Raw genomic sequence first — 16,298 nt, 5'->3', positions numbered from 1 at the left:
CGGTCAGGCCAAGGTCGGTCAGGCCAAGGTCGGTCAGGGGCTCCAAGACCTCGGTGACGGCGTTGTCCGGGTTGCGTTTGATAGACGGCGCTGGACCCCAATCGCCTAGGCGTTCACACTGTACCGCTATGTTGAAATCCGTACTCGTCCTTCTCCTCGCCATGACCACCCCCGTCCTCGCCGACGCGCTCGGCCTGATCGACGATTGCCGTCACCCCGGCCCGGAATCCGCGCTTGGAACCACCTGGCGTCTGGCCACCGACCGCGTCATGGGCGGGGTCTCGGAGGCGCGGATGGCCAAGCGCGAGATCGACGGGCGCTCGGCCCTGTGCCTGGACGGGCGCGTGAGCCTGGAGAACAACGGCGGCTTCGTGCAGATGCACCTCGATCTGTCCGCCGATCACGGCCCGGTCGATGCCAGCGCCTTCGACGGCATCCGGCTCATCGTGCGCGGCGATGGCGCCGATTACAATCTCCATCTAAAGACGCCAGCGACGACCCGACCCTGGCAATCCTACCGCGCGACCTTCCCCACCGACAGGCACTGGCGTGAACAGCGGCTACCTTTTGCCGCCTTCGAGCCCTACCGCCTGGACGCCGCCCTTGATCCGAGCCAACTGAAGCGTCTAGGGATCGTGGCCATCGGCCGGGCGATGGCGGCGGATGTCTGTATCGCCGAGATCGCGTTCTACGCCGACTAACCTCCTATCGCGTCCGCGTCCGCGTCCGCGTCACCGGCGCTCGCCCAAGCGCCGGGTTCAGACGCCCCATTGCCGGCGCCCGCATCGGCTCAAGCTCTCCCCACATCAGGCCAGGCTAGCCCAGGCACGCATGATGCGTTCGTCGACGTTCGACTTGGCGGCTTTCGACCGCTGCGTCTCCGTGCGATCAAGCATGCGCCGAAGACCCCGACATCCGGCGTCGATAAGCGAGGCTATCCCTCAGAAAACACTGACTTATCGTCTCTTCATGCAGTTTTTTCAAAATTGCTGTAATCCCATTGTCTTACAACGAAAATCGCCATTTTTGACCTTGACCAGTCGAAACCGCCCTCTTAAGATTGGCGAAAAGTGGGGCGAAGTGGAGTTTAGGGGAGTGGCCGACTGGCGAGCGAGGGCTGGCCGTGTTTCGGGGAACACAATTTCTGAGCCTGGACACGAAAGGGCGTCTTGCCATTCCCGCGCGTCAGCGCGAGCGGCTGACGCAACTCTGCGACTCCCATCTGGTCATCACCGCCCATCCGCAGCGGTGCCTGCTGATCTATCCAGAGCCCGGCTTTGCCGAACTCGAGCGCAAGCTCAACGCGATGCCCGCGCATCTCGAAGCGACGACGGCGCTGCAGCGGCTGCTGATCGGATACGCGAACGATGTCGACATGGACGCCCAGGGACGCGTCCTGCTGACGCCAGCGCAGCGTGAGTTCGCCGCCCTGGAGAAGCGCGTGGCGCTGGTCGGCATGGTGAATCGCTTCGAACTCTGGGACGAGGCGGCGTGGCAGGCGACGATCAAGGCCGCCGAGGAGGTCGATCTGACGCGGTTGGCCGAGAATCCCGAAACAGCATCGTTCTCGTTCTAGACGCGAACGAGAACAGCAACAGATATCAGAGGAGGCGAGCCGGTCGATGGCAGCGGATGAGCATGTACCGGTTCTCGTGGAAGAGAGCATGCAGGCCTTGGCAATCGGCACAGATGGCTACTACCTCGACGGCACCTTCGGTCGCGGCGGTCACGCGCGCGCGCTGCTGGCCCGGCTTGGGCCTGCCGGACGACTGCTCGCGGTCGACCGCGACCCGCAGGCGCTCGCGGCCGGACACGCCCTTGCCGCCAACGATCCGCGCTTCGAGATCGCGCAAGCGCGCTACTCGCAACTCCCCGAACTGGCGCGGGCGCGCGGCTGGAGCGGGCGGATCAACGGCATCCTGCTCGACCTCGGCGTCTCCTCGCCACAACTCGATCAACCCGCCCGCGGCTTCAGCTTCCATGCCGATGCGCCGCTCGACATGCGCATGGACCCGAACAGCGGCCAGAGTGCCGCCGACTGGCTGGCGAGCGCGAGCGAGCAAACCATTGCCAGCGTCCTGAAAGAGCTTGGCGAGGAGCGCTTCGCCCGCCGCGTCGCCCGCGCCATCGTCGCCGCGCGGCACCAGCAGCCGCTCACCACGACCGGCCAGCTCGCGACCCTGATCGAGCGCGCGGTGCCCACGCGCGAGCCTGGCAAGCACCCGGCGACGCGCTGCTTTCAGGCCATCCGCATCCAGATCAATGCCGAACTCGATGAGTTGCGCGCCGGCCTCGCGGGCGTCTGCGACCTGCTCGCCAGTGGCGGTCGCCTGGTCGTGATCAGCTTCCACTCGCTGGAGGACCGGCTGGTGAAACGCTTCATCCGCGACGAGGCGCAGGGCGCGAACATCCCCAAGGGCGTGCCGGTGCGAGACGCCGAGCTGCGCCGACGCCTGCGCAGTCTGGGTGCGCCGGTGCGACCATCGGCGGCGGAGATCGAGCGCAATCCACGCGCGCGCAGTGCCGTGCTGCGCGCCGCGGAGAGGCTGGCATGACGCGTCCGGGGATGCATCGTCCGGGAACGCATCGGGGCGGATCCCAGGCGCCATCTCTCGCGCCGCTCATCGGGGTCGGCCTGCTCGGCCTTGCCGTGGTCGCCACCGCAACCGCGGTGGTTTATGTCAAGTATCTGACCCGGATCGAATTCGTCGATCTGCAAGCGGTCCGCGCCGCGCGCGATGCGCTCGACGTCGAATGGGGCCGGCTGCGCATCGAGGAGGCCGCGATGGGCACGCAAACCCGCATCGAGCGCACTGCCCGCCAGTCGCTGCGGATGCACCTGCCGCGGACCGGTGAGCTGCGCGTCGTCGAGGTCGAGCGCAATGATCGGGGCTGATCTCAAGGCCGGCCTCCAGCAGGGCGATCCCCGCCGATCCACGGCGCCGCCGGCCCGGCTTGCCGAGCGTTTCGGCAAGCGCCGCGCAGCCCTCGGCCTGGCGCTGGGGCTGGCCTTCGTCTCGGTGACCGCCAGCGCCTTCTATCGTCAGGTGATCGAAACCCAGTTCCTGCAGGACGAAGGCGCCAAGCGCTTCCTGCGCGACCGCGAGATCCCGGCCCGCCGCGGCATCATCATGGACCGCAATGGCGAGCCGTTGGCGATCAGCACCTCGGTGGCGACCATCTGGGCCGACCCGCAACTCCTGATCGCGCGCGCCGACGCCTTCGCGGACTTGGCCCGCGCGCTCGAGGAGCCAGAGGAGGCCTTGGCCGCAAGGATTGCCCAATACGCGGACAAGGGCCGGCGCTATATGTACCTGCAGCGACGGGTCGAGCCGCATCGCGCGCGCGCGGTCGAGGATGTGATCGAGACCTACCGCCTCGCGGGCGTCGGCATGGATACCGAATACCGCCGCTTCTATCCAGGCGGCGAGATCTTGGCCCAGGTGATCGGCTTCACCGGCATCGACGACCAGGGCCAGGAAGGTATCGAGCTGATCCGTAACGACCAGCTCGCGGCCAAGCCCGGCAAACGCCGGGTGATCCAGGACGGGCATCGGCGCATCGTCGAGGAGGTCGAGCAATTGCGCGCGCCGGTGCATGGCAAGGATGTCGTGCTCAGCATCGACCAGCGCCTCCAGTTCATGGCCTACCGCGAACTCAAACGCGCGGTCGACGAGTACCAGGCCATCGGCGGCTCCGCCGTGCTGTTGGACGTGCGCACCGGCGAGATCCTCGCCTTGGTCAATCAGCCCTCGTTCAATCCCAATCAACCGCGGCGCGAATCCGCCGAGGCGCGACGCAACCGCGCGCTGACCGATGTTCTCGAGCCCGGCTCCACGGTCAAGCCCTTCGTCATCGCCGCCGCGCTCGAGCGCGGCATCGTCAAGCCGCACACCAAGATCGATACCGCGCCCGGCGTGCTGCGCGTCGGCGGGAACCGGGTGCGCGATTATCGCGACCTCGGGCAACTGGATACCACCAGCATCCTGACCAAATCCAGCAATGTCGGCGTGGTCAAGATCGCCCGCCAGATGGAGCCGGCGGCGCTCTGGCAGCTCTATAGGCGCCTTGGTTTTGGCAGCGCCACCGAGGTCGGCTTTCCCGGCGAACGCAGCGGATACCTGCCCCATGACTCGGGCTGGTCGAGCTTCGAGCACGCAACCCTGGCGTTCGGCTACGGGCTCAATGTCACCACCCTCCAGTTGGCCCAGGCCTACGCGACCATCGCCACCGATGGCCTCAAGCGGCCCTTGACCCTGTTCCGGCGCGACCGTCCTCCGCCCGGCGAACGGGTCTTCACGCCGGCGACGGCGCGCAGCGTGCGCGAGATGCTCGAAACCGTCGTCTCCAGCGACGGCACCGCCAGGCGCGCGGCGATTCCGGGGTATCGGGTCGCGGGCAAGACCGGCACCGCGAAAAAGGCCACCCCGAGCGGCTATGTCGATGGCAAGTACCAGTCCGTCTTCGTCGGCATGGTGCCGGTCACCGATCCGCGCTTCGTGATGGTGGCGATGATCGACGAGCCGAGCGGCGAGGACTATTACGGCGGTTTTGTCGCCGCGCCGATCTTCGCCAACGTGATGCCAGCGGCACTCCGCCTGTACAACGTCGCGCCCGACGACCCCAAGCATCCTTTGATCCTGACCTCGGCCCCGGAGGCCAAACGATGACAGCCGCCTCTGCCCCGGCCTCCACGCGCGAGCGGCCCCTGTGGACACTCGACGCTGCGGCCCAAGCGATCGGCGCGCGCCTCGCCGGCGCCGATCGCCCCTTCGCCGGCGTCACCACCGACAGCCGTGGCGACTGCCGGGAGCGCCTCTTCATCGCCCTGCGCGGGGAACGGTTCGATGGCCACGACTATGTCGTCGAGGCCGCCGCCAACGGCGCCGTCGCCGCCCTGGTCGAGCGGCCAGTGGACAGCCCGCTGCCGCAGCTGGTCGTCGCGGACAGCCGACGCGCGCTGGGGCGATTGGCCGCCGCCTGGCGGGATCGCATCGCGTCACGCGTGATCGCCATCACCGGCAGCAACGGCAAGACCACGGTCAAGGAGATGCTCGCCGCCATCCTGGCGGGCGTCGGCCCCACCCGCGCCACCGCAGGGAATCTCAACAACGACATCGGCATGCCGCTGACCCTGCTCGCCGCGCGCGACGAGCAGTTCCTGATCCTGGAGATGGGCGCCAATCATCATGGTGAGATCGCCACCCTCACCGAGATCGCGCGTCCCGATGTGGCGCTGATCACCAATGCCGGTCGCGCTCATCTCGAAGGCTTCGGCAGTGTCGAGGGCGTCGCCCACGCCAAGGGCGAGATCGCGCGCGGCCTGCCCGCCGAAGGCACCTTCGTCTTCATGGCCGACGTGCCCTGGACGCCGCTCTGGCACCAGCTCGCCGCGGGACGCCCGACGCTGACCTTCGGCACCGGCCCGAGCGCCCAGGTGCATGCCGACGAGCAGGCCATCGCCCAGACCTGGGATGCCGACGGCTTCCGCAGTCGCTTTCGCGCGACGATCAATGGCCGCGATCTCGAGATCGCGCTGCCGCTGGCCGGCTCGCACAATGTCCGCAACGCCTTGGCGGCGATCGCCGGCGCGACGGCCCTGGGCATCGAGCCGGAGGCGATCCGCGTCGGCCTCGAGCGCCTGCATCCCGTTGCGCGCCGCCTGCAGCCGCGCCGCACCCTGACCGGCGCCAAGCTCATCGACGACAGCTATAACGCCAACCCAGACTCGCTGGCGGCGGCGGTGGACGTGCTCACCGCGTTGCCTCGCGCGAGCGGCGGACGCCATCTGTTGGTGCTCGGCGATTTCGGCGAGCTGGGCGCGGACAGCGCCGAGGCGCACCGCGAGATGGGCGTCGCGGCCCGCGCGGCCGGCGTCAGCGCGCTCTACGCGGTGGGTACGCTGAGCCGGCAGGCGGTCGCGGGCTTTGGCGAGGGCGCGCGGCATTTCGACGATCAACGCGCCTTGATCGAGACGCTGAACGCCGAGACCGGCCCGGCGGATGCGCTGTTGATCAAGGGCTCGCGCCGCGCGGCGATGGATCGCGTCGCCGATGCCCTGTGCGCCGACACGGAGCTTCGCTGACGCCATGCTCCTGCTCCTGACCGACTGGCTCAGCCAGTACCATAGCGGCTTTAGCGTCTTTCGCTATCTGACCCTGCGCGCCATCCTCGGCGGCTTGACCGCGCTCGCCATCTCGCTGCTGATCGGACGACCGCTGATCCGCTGGCTGAGCCTGTACAAGGTCGGCCAGACCGTGCGCGACGACGGCCCCGAAACCCACTTCTCCAAGGCCGGCACGCCGACCATGGGCGGCACCCTGATCCTGGTGGGGATCGCGGTCAGCACCTTGCTGTGGGCGGATCTGCACAATCGCTTCGTCTGGGTGGTGCTGTTGACCACGCTCGCGTTCGGCGCCATCGGCCTGCTCGACGATTACCGCAAGCTGGTGCTGCGCGATCCGAAAGGCCTGCCGGCGCGCTGGAAATACTTCTGGCAGACCGTCGCCGGCCTGGCCGCCGCCCTGTATCTCTATCTCAGCGCGACCACCGCCGGCGAGACCGCGCTGCTGGTGCCCTATCTGAAGGATGTCAGCTTTCAGCTCGGACCGGTCTTCGTGCTCTTCGCCTACCTGGTGATCGTCGGTTCGAGCAACGCGGTGAACCTGACCGACGGTCTCGACGGCCTCGCCGTGCTGCCCTCGGTGATGGTCGCCGGCGGCCTCGGCATCATGGTCTACGCGGCGGGCAACATCGAGATCGCGAGCTACCTGAAGATCCCCTATGTGCCCAATGTCGGCGAGGTGGTGATCTTCTGCGGCGCGCTCGCCGGCGCCGGGCTCGGCTTCCTCTGGTTCAATACCTATCCGGCCCAGGTCTTCATGGGCGATGTCGGCGCGCTGGCGCTCGGCGCCGCCTTGGGCGCCGTCGCCGTGGTCGCGAAGCAGGAGATCGTGCTGTTCATCATGGGCGGCATCTTCGTGCTCGAGACCCTGTCGGTGATGCTGCAAGTCGGTTCCTACAAGCTGACCGGCAAGCGCATCTTCCGCATGGCGCCGCTGCACCACCACTATGAACTCAAGGGCTGGCCGGAGCCGCGCGTCATCGTGCGCTTCTGGATCGTCACCGTGGTGTTGGTCCTGATCGGCTTGGCGAGCCTCAAGATCCGATGATGACGCAGCGCGCGCGCAAGGTGGCGGTCCTCGGGCTGGGCAAGACCGGCCTCTCCTGCGCGCGCTGGCTGCATGCGCAGGGGCACGAGGTGGCGGTGCTGGATTCGCGCGCGTCACCGCCGGGATTGGCGCAACTGCAAGCGGAGCTGCCCGATGTCGCGGCCCTGCTCGGTGGCTTCGATGGGGCAATCCTGCAAACCGCCGACGAGATCGTGGTCAGCCCCGGCGTCCCGCTCGGGACGCCCGCGCTCGCGGCCGCGGCGGCGCAAGGCCTCCCGATCATCGGCGATATCGAGCTATTCGCCCGCGTGGTGACGGCACCGGTGATCGCCATCACCGGTTCCAACGGCAAGAGCACGGTGACCACCCTGGTGGGGGAGATGCTGCGCCAAGCCGGGTTGAACGTCGCCGTCGGCGCCAACCTGGGCGTGCCGGCGCTCGACCTCCTCGCCAGCAATGCCGACTGGTACGTCCTCGAACTCTCGAGCTTCCAGCTCGAAACCACTGCTTCGCTCCGGGTCCGGGCCGCGACGGTGCTGAATCTCTCCGCCGATCATCTGGATCGCTACGCGAGCCTGGCCGACTATGGCGCCGCCAAGGCGCGCATCTTCGCGCATGCCGAGCGTGCTATCGTCAATCGCGACGACGCGGTGGCCGCCGCACTCGCCAAGGGGGTTCCCGAGCACATCGGCTTCTCGCTCTCGGCGCCCTCGGGCGAGGCCGACTATGGGGTCTCGATGCACGCGCGCGCGCCCTGGATCGCGCGCGGCACGCGGCCATTGATGCCCGTCGCCGCGCTGCCGGTCCCCGGTCGCCACAATCTGGCCAATGCCCTGGCCGCGCTCGCGCTCGCGGAGAGCGCCGGCGTGGAGCCCGAGATCGGCTGCGAGGTACTGCGCGCTTTCCATGGCCTGCCACATCGCGGCGAGCTGGTCGCCGAGCGCCGGGGGATCCGCTGGATCAACGATTCCAAGGGCACCAATCCCGGCGCCACCGTTGCCGCGCTGGCTGGCGTCGTCGCCGATCTCAGCCCAGGCGATGGGACCGGCGCCGCCGCGACCGCGCCCGATGGCGCCGGTAACGGCACCAGTAACAACCCCGGCACCGCTGCCACCGGACCCGCTCGCGCCGTGCTCATCGCCGGCGGCGATGGCAAGGGCGCCGACTTCTCGCCGCTGGCGCCGGTGGTGCGCCGCTGCGCGCGCGCCGTGGTGCTGATCGGCCGCGACGCGCCGCTGCTCGAGCAGGCGCTGCGCGACACCGTGCCATTGGAGCGCGCGGCGAACATGACCGAAGCGGTACGCCTGGCCGACCGGCTCGCCGAACCCGGCGATAGCGTGCTGTTATCGCCCGCGTGCGCGAGCTTCGATCAATTCGACGATTATCAGCAGCGCGGCCGCGCCTTCGTCGCCGCTGTCGCGGAGTTGGGCGCATGAGCACGGCCCGCCGCCCCACCGCCCCCCGCGCGCCGGTCGCCCGCCCTGGCGCCACCCCCAGGCGCGGGCGGCCGCGCCGTCGCGACCCGATCGACCCGCCCATCGACGCGCCGTTGCTGGTCTGCGTGCTCGGTCTGCTGGGGTTGGGTTTCGTCATGGTCGCCTCGGCCTCGCTGCCGATCGGCGCGCGCGACTATGCCGATCCGCTCTTCTTCGTCGTGCGCCATGGCATCGCCCTCGGCCTTGCCTTGCTCTGCGGTCTGGCCTGTTTCGCGATCCCGATGCAGGTCTGGGAACGCTCCGGCATCTGGCTCATGCTCTTCGTCTGCGCCCTGCTGTTGCTCGTTCTGGTTCCGGGCATCGGCCGCACCGTCAACGGCGCCACGCGCTGGATCGCGCTCGGCGGCTTCAGTCTGCAACCCTCGGAGCTGATCAAGTTCGCGTCGGTGATCTATGTCTCGGGTTATCTGGTGCGCCGCCAGTTCGAGGTCAGCGCCTCCATCATTGGCTTCGCGCGGCCCATGGTCCTGACCGGCCTCGCCGCGAGCCTGATCATGGTGCAACCCGACTTCGGCACCACGGTGGTCCTGCTCGCCACGGTGATGGCGCTGCTGCTGCTCGGTGGCGCCGCGCTCTGGCCATTCGCGCTGCTATTCAGCACCGTTGCCTCGGGCATGGCGCTGCTGATCTGGATCGAGCCTTATCGCCTCGAACGGGTGACCTCGTTCCTCAAACCTTTTGACGATCCGTTCAATACCGGCTATCAGCTCAGCCACGCGCTGATCGCGATGGGGCGCGGGGAATGGCTCGGCGTCGGGCTGGGCAACGGGATCCAGAAACAGTTCTATCTGCCCGAGGCGCATACCGACTTCCTGCTCGCGGTCATCGGCGAGGAACTCGGCATGCTCGGCGTCCTCGCGATCATCCTGACCTTTGCGTTCATCACCTGGCGCGCCTTCGCGATCGGCGCGCGCGCCCATGCCCTGGGGGCCTTTTTCTCGGCCTATACCGCGCATGGCCTGGGGCTGGTGCTCGGCATGCAGGCGTTCATCAGTGTCGGGGTCAATACCGGTCTGTTGCCGACCAAGGGCCTGCCGCTGCCGTTCGTCAGCTATGGCAGCAATGCGCTGATCGTCTCGGTGATGATCGCCGCGCTGCTGTTGCGCATCGATTTTGAATTACGCCGCAAGGAAGGCGCACCGCTGCCGGCGGCCGGTGTCGGTCGCAGCATGCGCAGGCCTGGGAGACTCCGATGGCGCCGCGCATAGTCATCATGGCCGGGGGAACCGGCGGCCATGTGTTTCCGGCGCTTGCCGTCGCCGAGGTGCTGCGCGCGCGCGGGGCCGAGGTGTGCTGGCTCGGCACCCAGGCCGGCATCGAGGCGCGCTTGGTGCCGGCGCGGGGTTTCGCGATCGACTGGCTCGCGATCACCGGCATCCGCGGCAAGGGACTGCGCGCCCGGCTCGCCGCGCCGTTGCGGCTCGGTCTGGCGCTGCGCGAGGCCGGGCGGATTCTCAAGCGGCGCGATCCGCACGCCGTGCTCGGCCTGGGCGGTTTCGTCTCCGGGCCGGGCGGGATCATGGCGCGGCTGCAACGGCGGCCATTGCTGATCCAGGAGCAGAACAGCGTGCCGGGGATGACCAATCAATGGCTGGCGCGCGCAGCCGATCGGGTGTTCGAGGCCTTTCCCGGCAGCTTCCCGCCCGCGCGCCGCGCGATCGCCACCGGCAACCCGGTGCGGGCCGAGATCGCCGCGCTGCCAGCGCCCGGCGAGCGCTTGGCTGGGCGCGACGGCCGCGCGCGGCTGCTGGTGCTCGGCGGCTCGCTCGGCGCGCAAGCGCTGAACGAGACGCTGGCGCGCGCGTTGGCGGAGTTGCCGCCCGCGTTGCGCCCGAGTGTGCGCCACCAGGCCGGCGAGCGCACCCTGGCCCTGGCCCGCCAGGCCTACGCCGAGGCCGGCATCGAGGCCGAGATCAGCGCCTTCATCGCCGACATGGCGGCGGCCTATGCCTGGGCCGATCTGGTGGTCTGCCGCAGCGGCGCGCTCACCGTCGCCGAACTCGCGGCGGCCGGCCTGCCGGCCATCCTGGTGCCCTATCCGCACGCGGTCGATGATCATCAGGTCGGCAACGCGCGCTGGCTCAGCGAGGCCGGCGCCGCCGAACTGCTGTTGCAACGCGAGATGAGCGTCGCGCGCTTGACGGGCCTGCTGCGGGAACTACTCGCCGATCCCGCGCGCCGGCTGCGTATGGCCGAGGCGGCGCGCGCGAAGGCACGTCCGGATGCCGCCGAGCGCATCGCCGACGCGTGCTTGGAGCTGGCGCGATGAACGCCGCCCATCGCATCCACAGCGCCGCCAACATGGGCCGCATGCGCCGTCTGCACTTCATCGGCATCGGCGGTGCCGGCATGAGCGGCATCGCCGAGCTGATGACGAACCTCGGCTATGAGGTGCAAGGCTCCGATCAGCGCGAGAGCGAGGTGTTGCGCCGGCTCGGCGGACTCGGCGTGCACTGCTTCATCGGTCATCGCGCCGAGCAGGTACAAGAGGTCGATGCCGTCGTCGTCTCGACCGCGATCGACGAGCGCAACCCCGAGATCCAGGCCGCGCGCGCCGCGCGCATCCCGGTGGTGCGCCGCGCCGAGATGCTCGCCGAGCTGATGCGCTTCCACTATGGCGTCGCCGTCGCCGGCACCCATGGCAAGACCACCACCACCAGCCTCATCGCGAGCGTGCTGGCCGAGGCCAACCTCGACCCAACCTTCGTCATCGGCGGCCTGCTCAACAGCGCCGGGGCCAATGCGCGCCTGGGCAGCAGCAAATATCTGATCGCCGAGGCCGACGAGAGCGACGCCTCCTTCCTCTATCTGCAGCCGATGCTGGCGGTGGTGACCAACATCGATGCCGATCACATGGGCACCTACGATAACGACTTCGACCGGCTGCGCAGCACGTTCAAGGAGTTCATCCATCACCTGCCCTTCTATGGGCTGGCGGTGCTCTGCGTCGATGATCCCGAGGTCGCGGCGTTGATGCCGTCTATCTCGCGCCCGGTGCGCACCTATGGCACCCTGGCGGAGGCCGATGTGCGCGCATTCAACCTCCGCCAACAGGGATCGAGGATGCATTTCGAGGTTCGCCACGCGGACGCCGAGGCACCGTTCCCGGTCGCGCTCAACCTGCCCGGTCGCCACAACGTCCTGAACGCGCTCGCGGCGATCGCGATCGCGCTCGAACTCGGCATCGAGGAGGCCGCGATCCAGCAGGCGCTGAGCACCTTCGCCGGCATCGGGCGGCGGTTCGCGGTCAGCGATTGCCGATTGCCGGATGGGCGCGCGGTCACGCTGATCGACGATTATGGGCATCATCCGCGCGAACTGGCGGCGACCATCGAGGCCGCGCGCGGCGGCTGGCCCGGCCAGCGCCTGGTGCTGGTCTTTCAGCCGCATCGCTACTCGCGCACCCAGGAGCGGTTCGAGGACTTCGCGCAGGTGCTCTCCGAGGTCGATCGGCTGGTACTGTGCGAGGTCTACCCGGCCGGCGAGGCGCCGATCGCCGGTGCCGACGGGCGCAGCCTGAGTCGGGCGGTGCGCTCGCGGGGGCGGGTCGAGCCGGTGTTCGCCCAGGGGCCGAACGAGGTTCCGGCCCTGCTCGAACGCCTGCTCGAACCCGGCGATCTGCTCTTGATCTCCGGCGCCGGCGACATCGGCCAGCTCGTGGCGCGTCTGCCGAGCCTGTTCGGGGAGGCGCAACCATGAACGCCGGGATGCCAACCACCACCGCTGGTCGGAGTGCGGGCATGGGCGCCGGCCGTCCGCGCGGAACCCTGCTCCTGAACGAGCCGCTCGGGCGCTACACCAGTTGGCGCGTCGGCGGCCCGGCCAAGCGGCTCTATCGGCCGGCCGATCAACAGGATCTCGCGTGCTTCCTGGCCGGGCTCGATGCCGATGAACCCCTGTTCTGGCTCGGGCTCGGCAGCAATCTGCTGATCAGCGATGCCGGTTTCCCCGGCACCGTGATCCATCCCCAGGGCTGCTTGAACGCCATCACCCCGTGCTCCGGCAGCGAGGGTTCCGGCAGCCAGCGCTGCGCCGGCGAGGCCGCCGCAGCCACGCTGCGGGTCGAGGCCGGCGCCAGCTGCGCCAAGCTCGCCCGCTTCGCCAGCCGCCAGGGCCTGGTCGGCGCCGAGTTCCTGGCCGGGATCCCCGGCACCATGGGCGGCGCCCTGGCCATGAACGCCGGCGCCTGGGGCGGCGAGACCTGGCCGTTGGTCAAGCGCGTACGCACCATCGATCGCCAGGGCCAGATCCGCATCCGCGAGCGCGCTGCATTTAGCGCCGGCTATCGCCAGGTGACGGGGCCGGAGGGCGAATGGTTCCTCGACGCCGATCTGCTCCTCGCGCGCGGCGATACCGCGGCTGCGCAAGCCCGCATCCGCGCCTTGCTGGAGCGGCGGGCGGCCACGCAACCGATCGGCCTGCCGAGCTGCGGCTCGGTGTTTCGCAACCCGCCCGGGGATCACGCCGCGCGACTGATCGAGGCCGCCGGCCTCAAGGGCCGCCGTCTCGGTGGCGCCGAGGTCTCGCCCAAGCATGCCAATTTCATCATCAACCTGGGAACAGCCACCGCCAGCGAGATTGCGAACCTGATCGCACTGGTCCAGGACAGGGTTGAAGATCATAGCGGCGTCCGCCTCCAGCCCGAGGTGCGCCGCTTGGGGACGTTCTCATGAAGACCCGGCTTCCCACTGCCCTTGATCTCGACCCGACGCGCTACGGCCGGGTCGCCCTGATCCTGGGCGGCCATTCGGCGGAGCGGCCGATCTCGCTCAAGAGCGGCGCGGCGGTGTTGGCGGCACTGCAACGGCTCGGCATCGAGGTGACGCCCATCGACCCGGCCGAGCTGGCGGGGGGGCGCTTGTTCGAGGCACTGAGTCCCGCGCGCTTCGAACGCGCCTTCCTCATCCTGCATGGTCGCGGCGGCGAGGACGGCCAGATGCAAGGCGCGCTCGAGACCCTGGGATTGCCCTACACCGGCTCCGGCGTGATCGGTTCGGCGCTGGCAATGGACAAGTCCCGCAGCAAGCAGCTCTGGCGCGGCGCCGGGCTGCCGACCGCCGAGTTCGCGCTGATCCTCGACCAGGCCGATCTCGCCTCCGCCGCCGGGTTGGGCTTTCCGCTGATGATCAAGCCCGCGCACGAGGGCTCCAGCCTCGGCATGGCGCGGGTCGACAATCGCGATGAACTCCTCCATGCCTGGCGCGAGGCAGCCAAGCTCGACGCCGTCGTGCTCGCCGAGCGCTGGCTCAGCGGCGCCGAGTACACCTGCGCGATCCTCGGCGACCAGGCGCTGCCCCTGATCCGGCTGGAGACCCCGCACAGCTTCTACGATTTCGATGCCAAGTATCAGGCCGACAGCACCTCCTATCTGTGTCCCTGCGGGCTCTCGGAAACCATCGAGGCCGAGTACCAAGCGCTCTGCCTGCGTGCCTTCCAAGCCGTCGGCGCGAGCGGTTGGGGGCGTGTCGACTTCATGCTCGATCGCCACGGCAAACCATGCTTGCTGGAGGTCAACACCATCCCCGGCATGACCGATCACAGCCTGGTCCCGATGGCCGCGCGCGCGGTCGGCATCGATTTCGACAGCCTCTGCGCGCGCATCCTCGCCACCAGTCTGCGGGAGACCGCCGGCCATGGCTGAGATCACCACCCGCCTGACCCTGCTCACACGCCTGCTGAGCGCGCTGTTGCTGAGCGGCGCGCTCGGCGTCGGCGGCTGGATCGCGCTCCAGTGGGAGCCGGTGCTGTTGCCGGTGCGCGCGATCAGCATCGAGGGCGAGATGCACGGGCTCTCGCGCGAGGACTTGCAACGGACCATCAGCGCCGAGATCAGCGGCGGTATCCTGACGCAAGATCTGGCGGCCCTGCGCACGCGCGTGCAGCGCCTGCCCTGGGTCGAGCGCGCCAGCGCGCGCCGTCTCTGGCCCGATCGCATCCAGCTGCATGTGCGCGAGCACACCGCCATCGCGCGCTGGAACGATAACGGCCTAGTGACCGAGCGCGGGGTCGTGTTTCGCCCGAACGACGGTCGGTTGCCGGCTGGACTCGCCCGCCTTGGCGCTGCCGACGATGCACATGCGCCAGAGGTCGTGGCACGCTTTCACGACTGGGGCTCGCGCTTGCTCGCGCTGGGGCTGATCGTCGATGGGGTTCACCGCGACGCGCGCGGCGACTGGTCGCTCGAACTCCTCGGCGGCACCGAGGTGCTGCTCGGCACCGATGATGTCGAACGCCGCCTGGAGCGACTGATCGCGGCATACGCGCAGGTCGAGGCGATTGGCATCCCGACGCGGCTCGACCTGCGCTACAGCAATGGCCTCGCCGTGCGCTGGCTGCCGGCCGGCAGCCGCGATGGCGGCTCCAAGCGCATCGTGGCCCACTGACTCTCTTATTCGGAGCGCAACTGCATGGCAAGACGCAGTGAAAAGAACCTGGTGGTCGGACTCGACATCGGTACCTCGAAGGTGGCCGCCTTGGTCGGCGAGATCAAGGCCGACGACACCATCGAGGTGATCGGCGTCGGCACCCATCCCTCGCACGGGCTGAAGAAGGGCGTGGTGGTCGACATCGAGTCCACGGTGCAATCGATCCAGCGCGCGGTGGAGGAGGCCGAGCTGATGGCCGGCTGCGAGATCCATTCGGTGCACGCCGGCATCGGCGGCAGCCATGTCCGGAGCCGCAACAGCGACGGGGTCACCGCGATCAAGGACCACGAGGTCAGCCAGAGCGATGTCGACCGCGTCATCGACGCGGCGCGCGCCGTGGCCATCCCGGCCGATCAGAAGATCCTGCACATCCTGCCGCAGGAGTTCATCATCGACGACCAGGATGGCATCCGCGAGGCCATCGGTATGTGTGGCGTGCGCCTGGAGGCGCGCGTGCACATGGTCACCGGGGCGGTCAGCGCGGCCCAGAACGTCGTCAAGTGCATTCGCCGCTGCGGGCTCGAGGTCGATAATCTGGTCATCGGCCAGCTCAGCTCCTCGCTCGCAGTGCTCAAGGAGGACGAGAAGGAGCTGGGGGTCTGCCTGGTCGACATCGGCGGCGGCACCACCGATCTGGCGGTGTTCACCGATGGCGCCATCCGTCACATCGCGGTGATCCCGATCGCCGGCGATCAGGTCACCAACGATATCGCCGTCGCCCTGCGCACGCCGACCCAGCACGCCGAGGCGATCAAGATCGAGCACGGCTGCGCGCTCTCGTCGAAGGGCGGGCAAGAGACCCTCGAGGTGCCGAGCATCGGTGAACGGCCGCCGCGGCATCTCTCGCGCCAGACCCTCGCCGAGGTCATCGAGCCGCGCTACGAGGAGCTGCTGAATCTGCTCCAGGGCGAACTCAGGCGCAGCGGTTTCGAGGAATTGCTCGCCGGCGGCGTCGTCCTCACCGGCGGCAGCGCGAAGATGGAGGGCCTCGCGGAGCTGGCCGAGGAGGTTTTCCACATGCCGGTGCGTCTTGGACTGCCGCAGTCGGTCACGGGCCTGGAGGACAGCATCGCCGACCCGGTCTACGCCGCCGGCGTCGGGCTGCTCATCTATGCCAAGCAGCACCGTTTCGCGGGGGTGGCCGACCCGCAGAGCACGGGCGTTTGGGGGCGCCTGCGCAACTGGCTCAGCGGTCCTTTTTAATA

At 68.9% G+C, this 16,298-nt stretch carries 15 protein-coding genes; all 15 read left to right on the top strand.

Annotated features, from left to right (window positions below; all coding sequences use genetic code 11):
- The first annotated feature begins 161 nt into the window (after window positions 1-161).
- The 15 genes from ACLFQI_RS04895 to ftsA all read left to right on the top strand — a co-directional run bounded on the left by ACLFQI_RS04895 (window position 162) and on the right by ftsA (window position 16,296).
- Window positions 162-701: a CIA30 family protein gene (locus tag ACLFQI_RS04895; protein ID WP_410757757.1), complete on the top strand. Its 540-nt coding sequence runs from the start codon at window positions 162-164 to the stop codon at window positions 699-701.
- Window positions 702-1,123: 422 nt separating this feature from the next.
- On the top strand, window positions 1,124-1,576 hold the full coding sequence (gene mraZ, locus ACLFQI_RS04890) for a division/cell wall cluster transcriptional repressor MraZ (RefSeq protein WP_410757756.1): 453 nt from the start codon (window positions 1,124-1,126) through the stop codon (window positions 1,574-1,576).
- Window positions 1,577-1,622: 46 nt separating this feature from the next.
- Window positions 1,623-2,555 carry a 16S rRNA (cytosine(1402)-N(4))-methyltransferase RsmH gene (gene rsmH, locus ACLFQI_RS04885; protein ID WP_410757755.1) on the top strand — a complete coding sequence of 311 codons (933 nt, stop codon included), beginning with the start codon at window positions 1,623-1,625 and terminating at the stop codon, window positions 2,553-2,555.
- The gene (ftsL, locus tag ACLFQI_RS04880; protein WP_410757754.1) at window positions 2,552-2,896 is read left to right on the top strand and encodes a cell division protein FtsL; all 345 of its coding nucleotides are present in this window, start codon (window positions 2,552-2,554) and stop codon (window positions 2,894-2,896) included. Before rsmH ends, ftsL begins: the two co-directional genes overlap by 4 nt.
- Entirely contained in the window at window positions 2,883-4,670 is a 1,788-nt protein-coding gene (locus ACLFQI_RS04875) for a peptidoglycan D,D-transpeptidase FtsI family protein (RefSeq protein ID WP_410757753.1), read from the top strand. The genes ftsL and ACLFQI_RS04875 overlap by 14 nt, the downstream gene beginning before the upstream one ends.
- On the top strand, window positions 4,667-6,085 hold the full coding sequence (locus tag ACLFQI_RS04870) for a UDP-N-acetylmuramoyl-tripeptide--D-alanyl-D-alanine ligase (RefSeq protein ID WP_410757752.1): 1,419 nt from the start codon (window positions 4,667-4,669) through the stop codon (window positions 6,083-6,085). Before ACLFQI_RS04875 ends, ACLFQI_RS04870 begins: the two co-directional genes overlap by 4 nt.
- Window positions 6,086-6,089: 4 nt before the next feature.
- Window positions 6,090-7,172 (top strand): phospho-N-acetylmuramoyl-pentapeptide-transferase, encoded by a 1,083-nt coding sequence (gene mraY, locus ACLFQI_RS04865; protein WP_410757751.1) that lies wholly within the window; start codon window positions 6,090-6,092, stop codon window positions 7,170-7,172.
- The gene (gene murD / locus ACLFQI_RS04860) at window positions 7,172-8,608 is read left to right on the top strand and encodes a UDP-N-acetylmuramoyl-L-alanine--D-glutamate ligase (RefSeq protein WP_410757750.1); all 1,437 of its coding nucleotides are present in this window, start codon (window positions 7,172-7,174) and stop codon (window positions 8,606-8,608) included. Before mraY ends, murD begins: the two co-directional genes overlap by 1 nt.
- Window positions 8,605-9,876 carry a putative lipid II flippase FtsW gene (gene ftsW / locus ACLFQI_RS04855; protein ID WP_410757749.1) on the top strand — a complete coding sequence of 424 codons (1,272 nt, stop codon included), beginning with the start codon at window positions 8,605-8,607 and terminating at the stop codon, window positions 9,874-9,876. The genes murD and ftsW overlap by 4 nt, the downstream gene beginning before the upstream one ends.
- Window positions 9,861-10,937 (top strand): undecaprenyldiphospho-muramoylpentapeptide beta-N-acetylglucosaminyltransferase, encoded by a 1,077-nt coding sequence (gene murG / locus ACLFQI_RS04850; RefSeq protein WP_410757748.1) that lies wholly within the window; start codon window positions 9,861-9,863, stop codon window positions 10,935-10,937. Before ftsW ends, murG begins: the two co-directional genes overlap by 16 nt.
- Window positions 10,934-12,367: a UDP-N-acetylmuramate--L-alanine ligase gene (murC, locus tag ACLFQI_RS04845; protein ID WP_410757747.1), complete on the top strand. Its 1,434-nt coding sequence runs from the start codon at window positions 10,934-10,936 to the stop codon at window positions 12,365-12,367. The genes murG and murC overlap by 4 nt, the downstream gene beginning before the upstream one ends.
- Window positions 12,368-12,375: 8 nt before the next feature.
- Entirely contained in the window at window positions 12,376-13,341 is a 966-nt protein-coding gene (gene murB, locus ACLFQI_RS04840) for a UDP-N-acetylmuramate dehydrogenase (RefSeq protein ID WP_410757746.1), read from the top strand.
- Window positions 13,338-14,309 (top strand): D-alanine--D-alanine ligase, encoded by a 972-nt coding sequence (locus tag ACLFQI_RS04835; RefSeq protein ID WP_410757745.1) that lies wholly within the window; start codon window positions 13,338-13,340, stop codon window positions 14,307-14,309. The genes murB and ACLFQI_RS04835 overlap by 4 nt, the downstream gene beginning before the upstream one ends.
- Window positions 14,302-15,051, top strand: a complete 750-nt coding sequence (locus ACLFQI_RS04830) for a cell division protein FtsQ/DivIB (protein ID WP_410757744.1) — start codon at window positions 14,302-14,304, stop codon at window positions 15,049-15,051. Before ACLFQI_RS04835 ends, ACLFQI_RS04830 begins: the two co-directional genes overlap by 8 nt.
- Window positions 15,052-15,075: 24 nt before the next feature.
- A complete protein-coding gene (gene ftsA, locus ACLFQI_RS04825; protein WP_410757743.1) occupies window positions 15,076-16,296 on the top strand; it encodes a cell division protein FtsA in 1,221 nt (406 codons plus the stop codon).
- Window positions 16,297-16,298 lie beyond the last annotated feature (2 nt).

Source organism: Halochromatium sp. (assembly GCF_046541315.1).
Classification (GTDB): Bacteria; Pseudomonadota; Gammaproteobacteria; order Chromatiales; family Chromatiaceae; genus Lamprobacter.
This window is presented reverse-complemented; position numbering and strand designations above follow the sequence as displayed.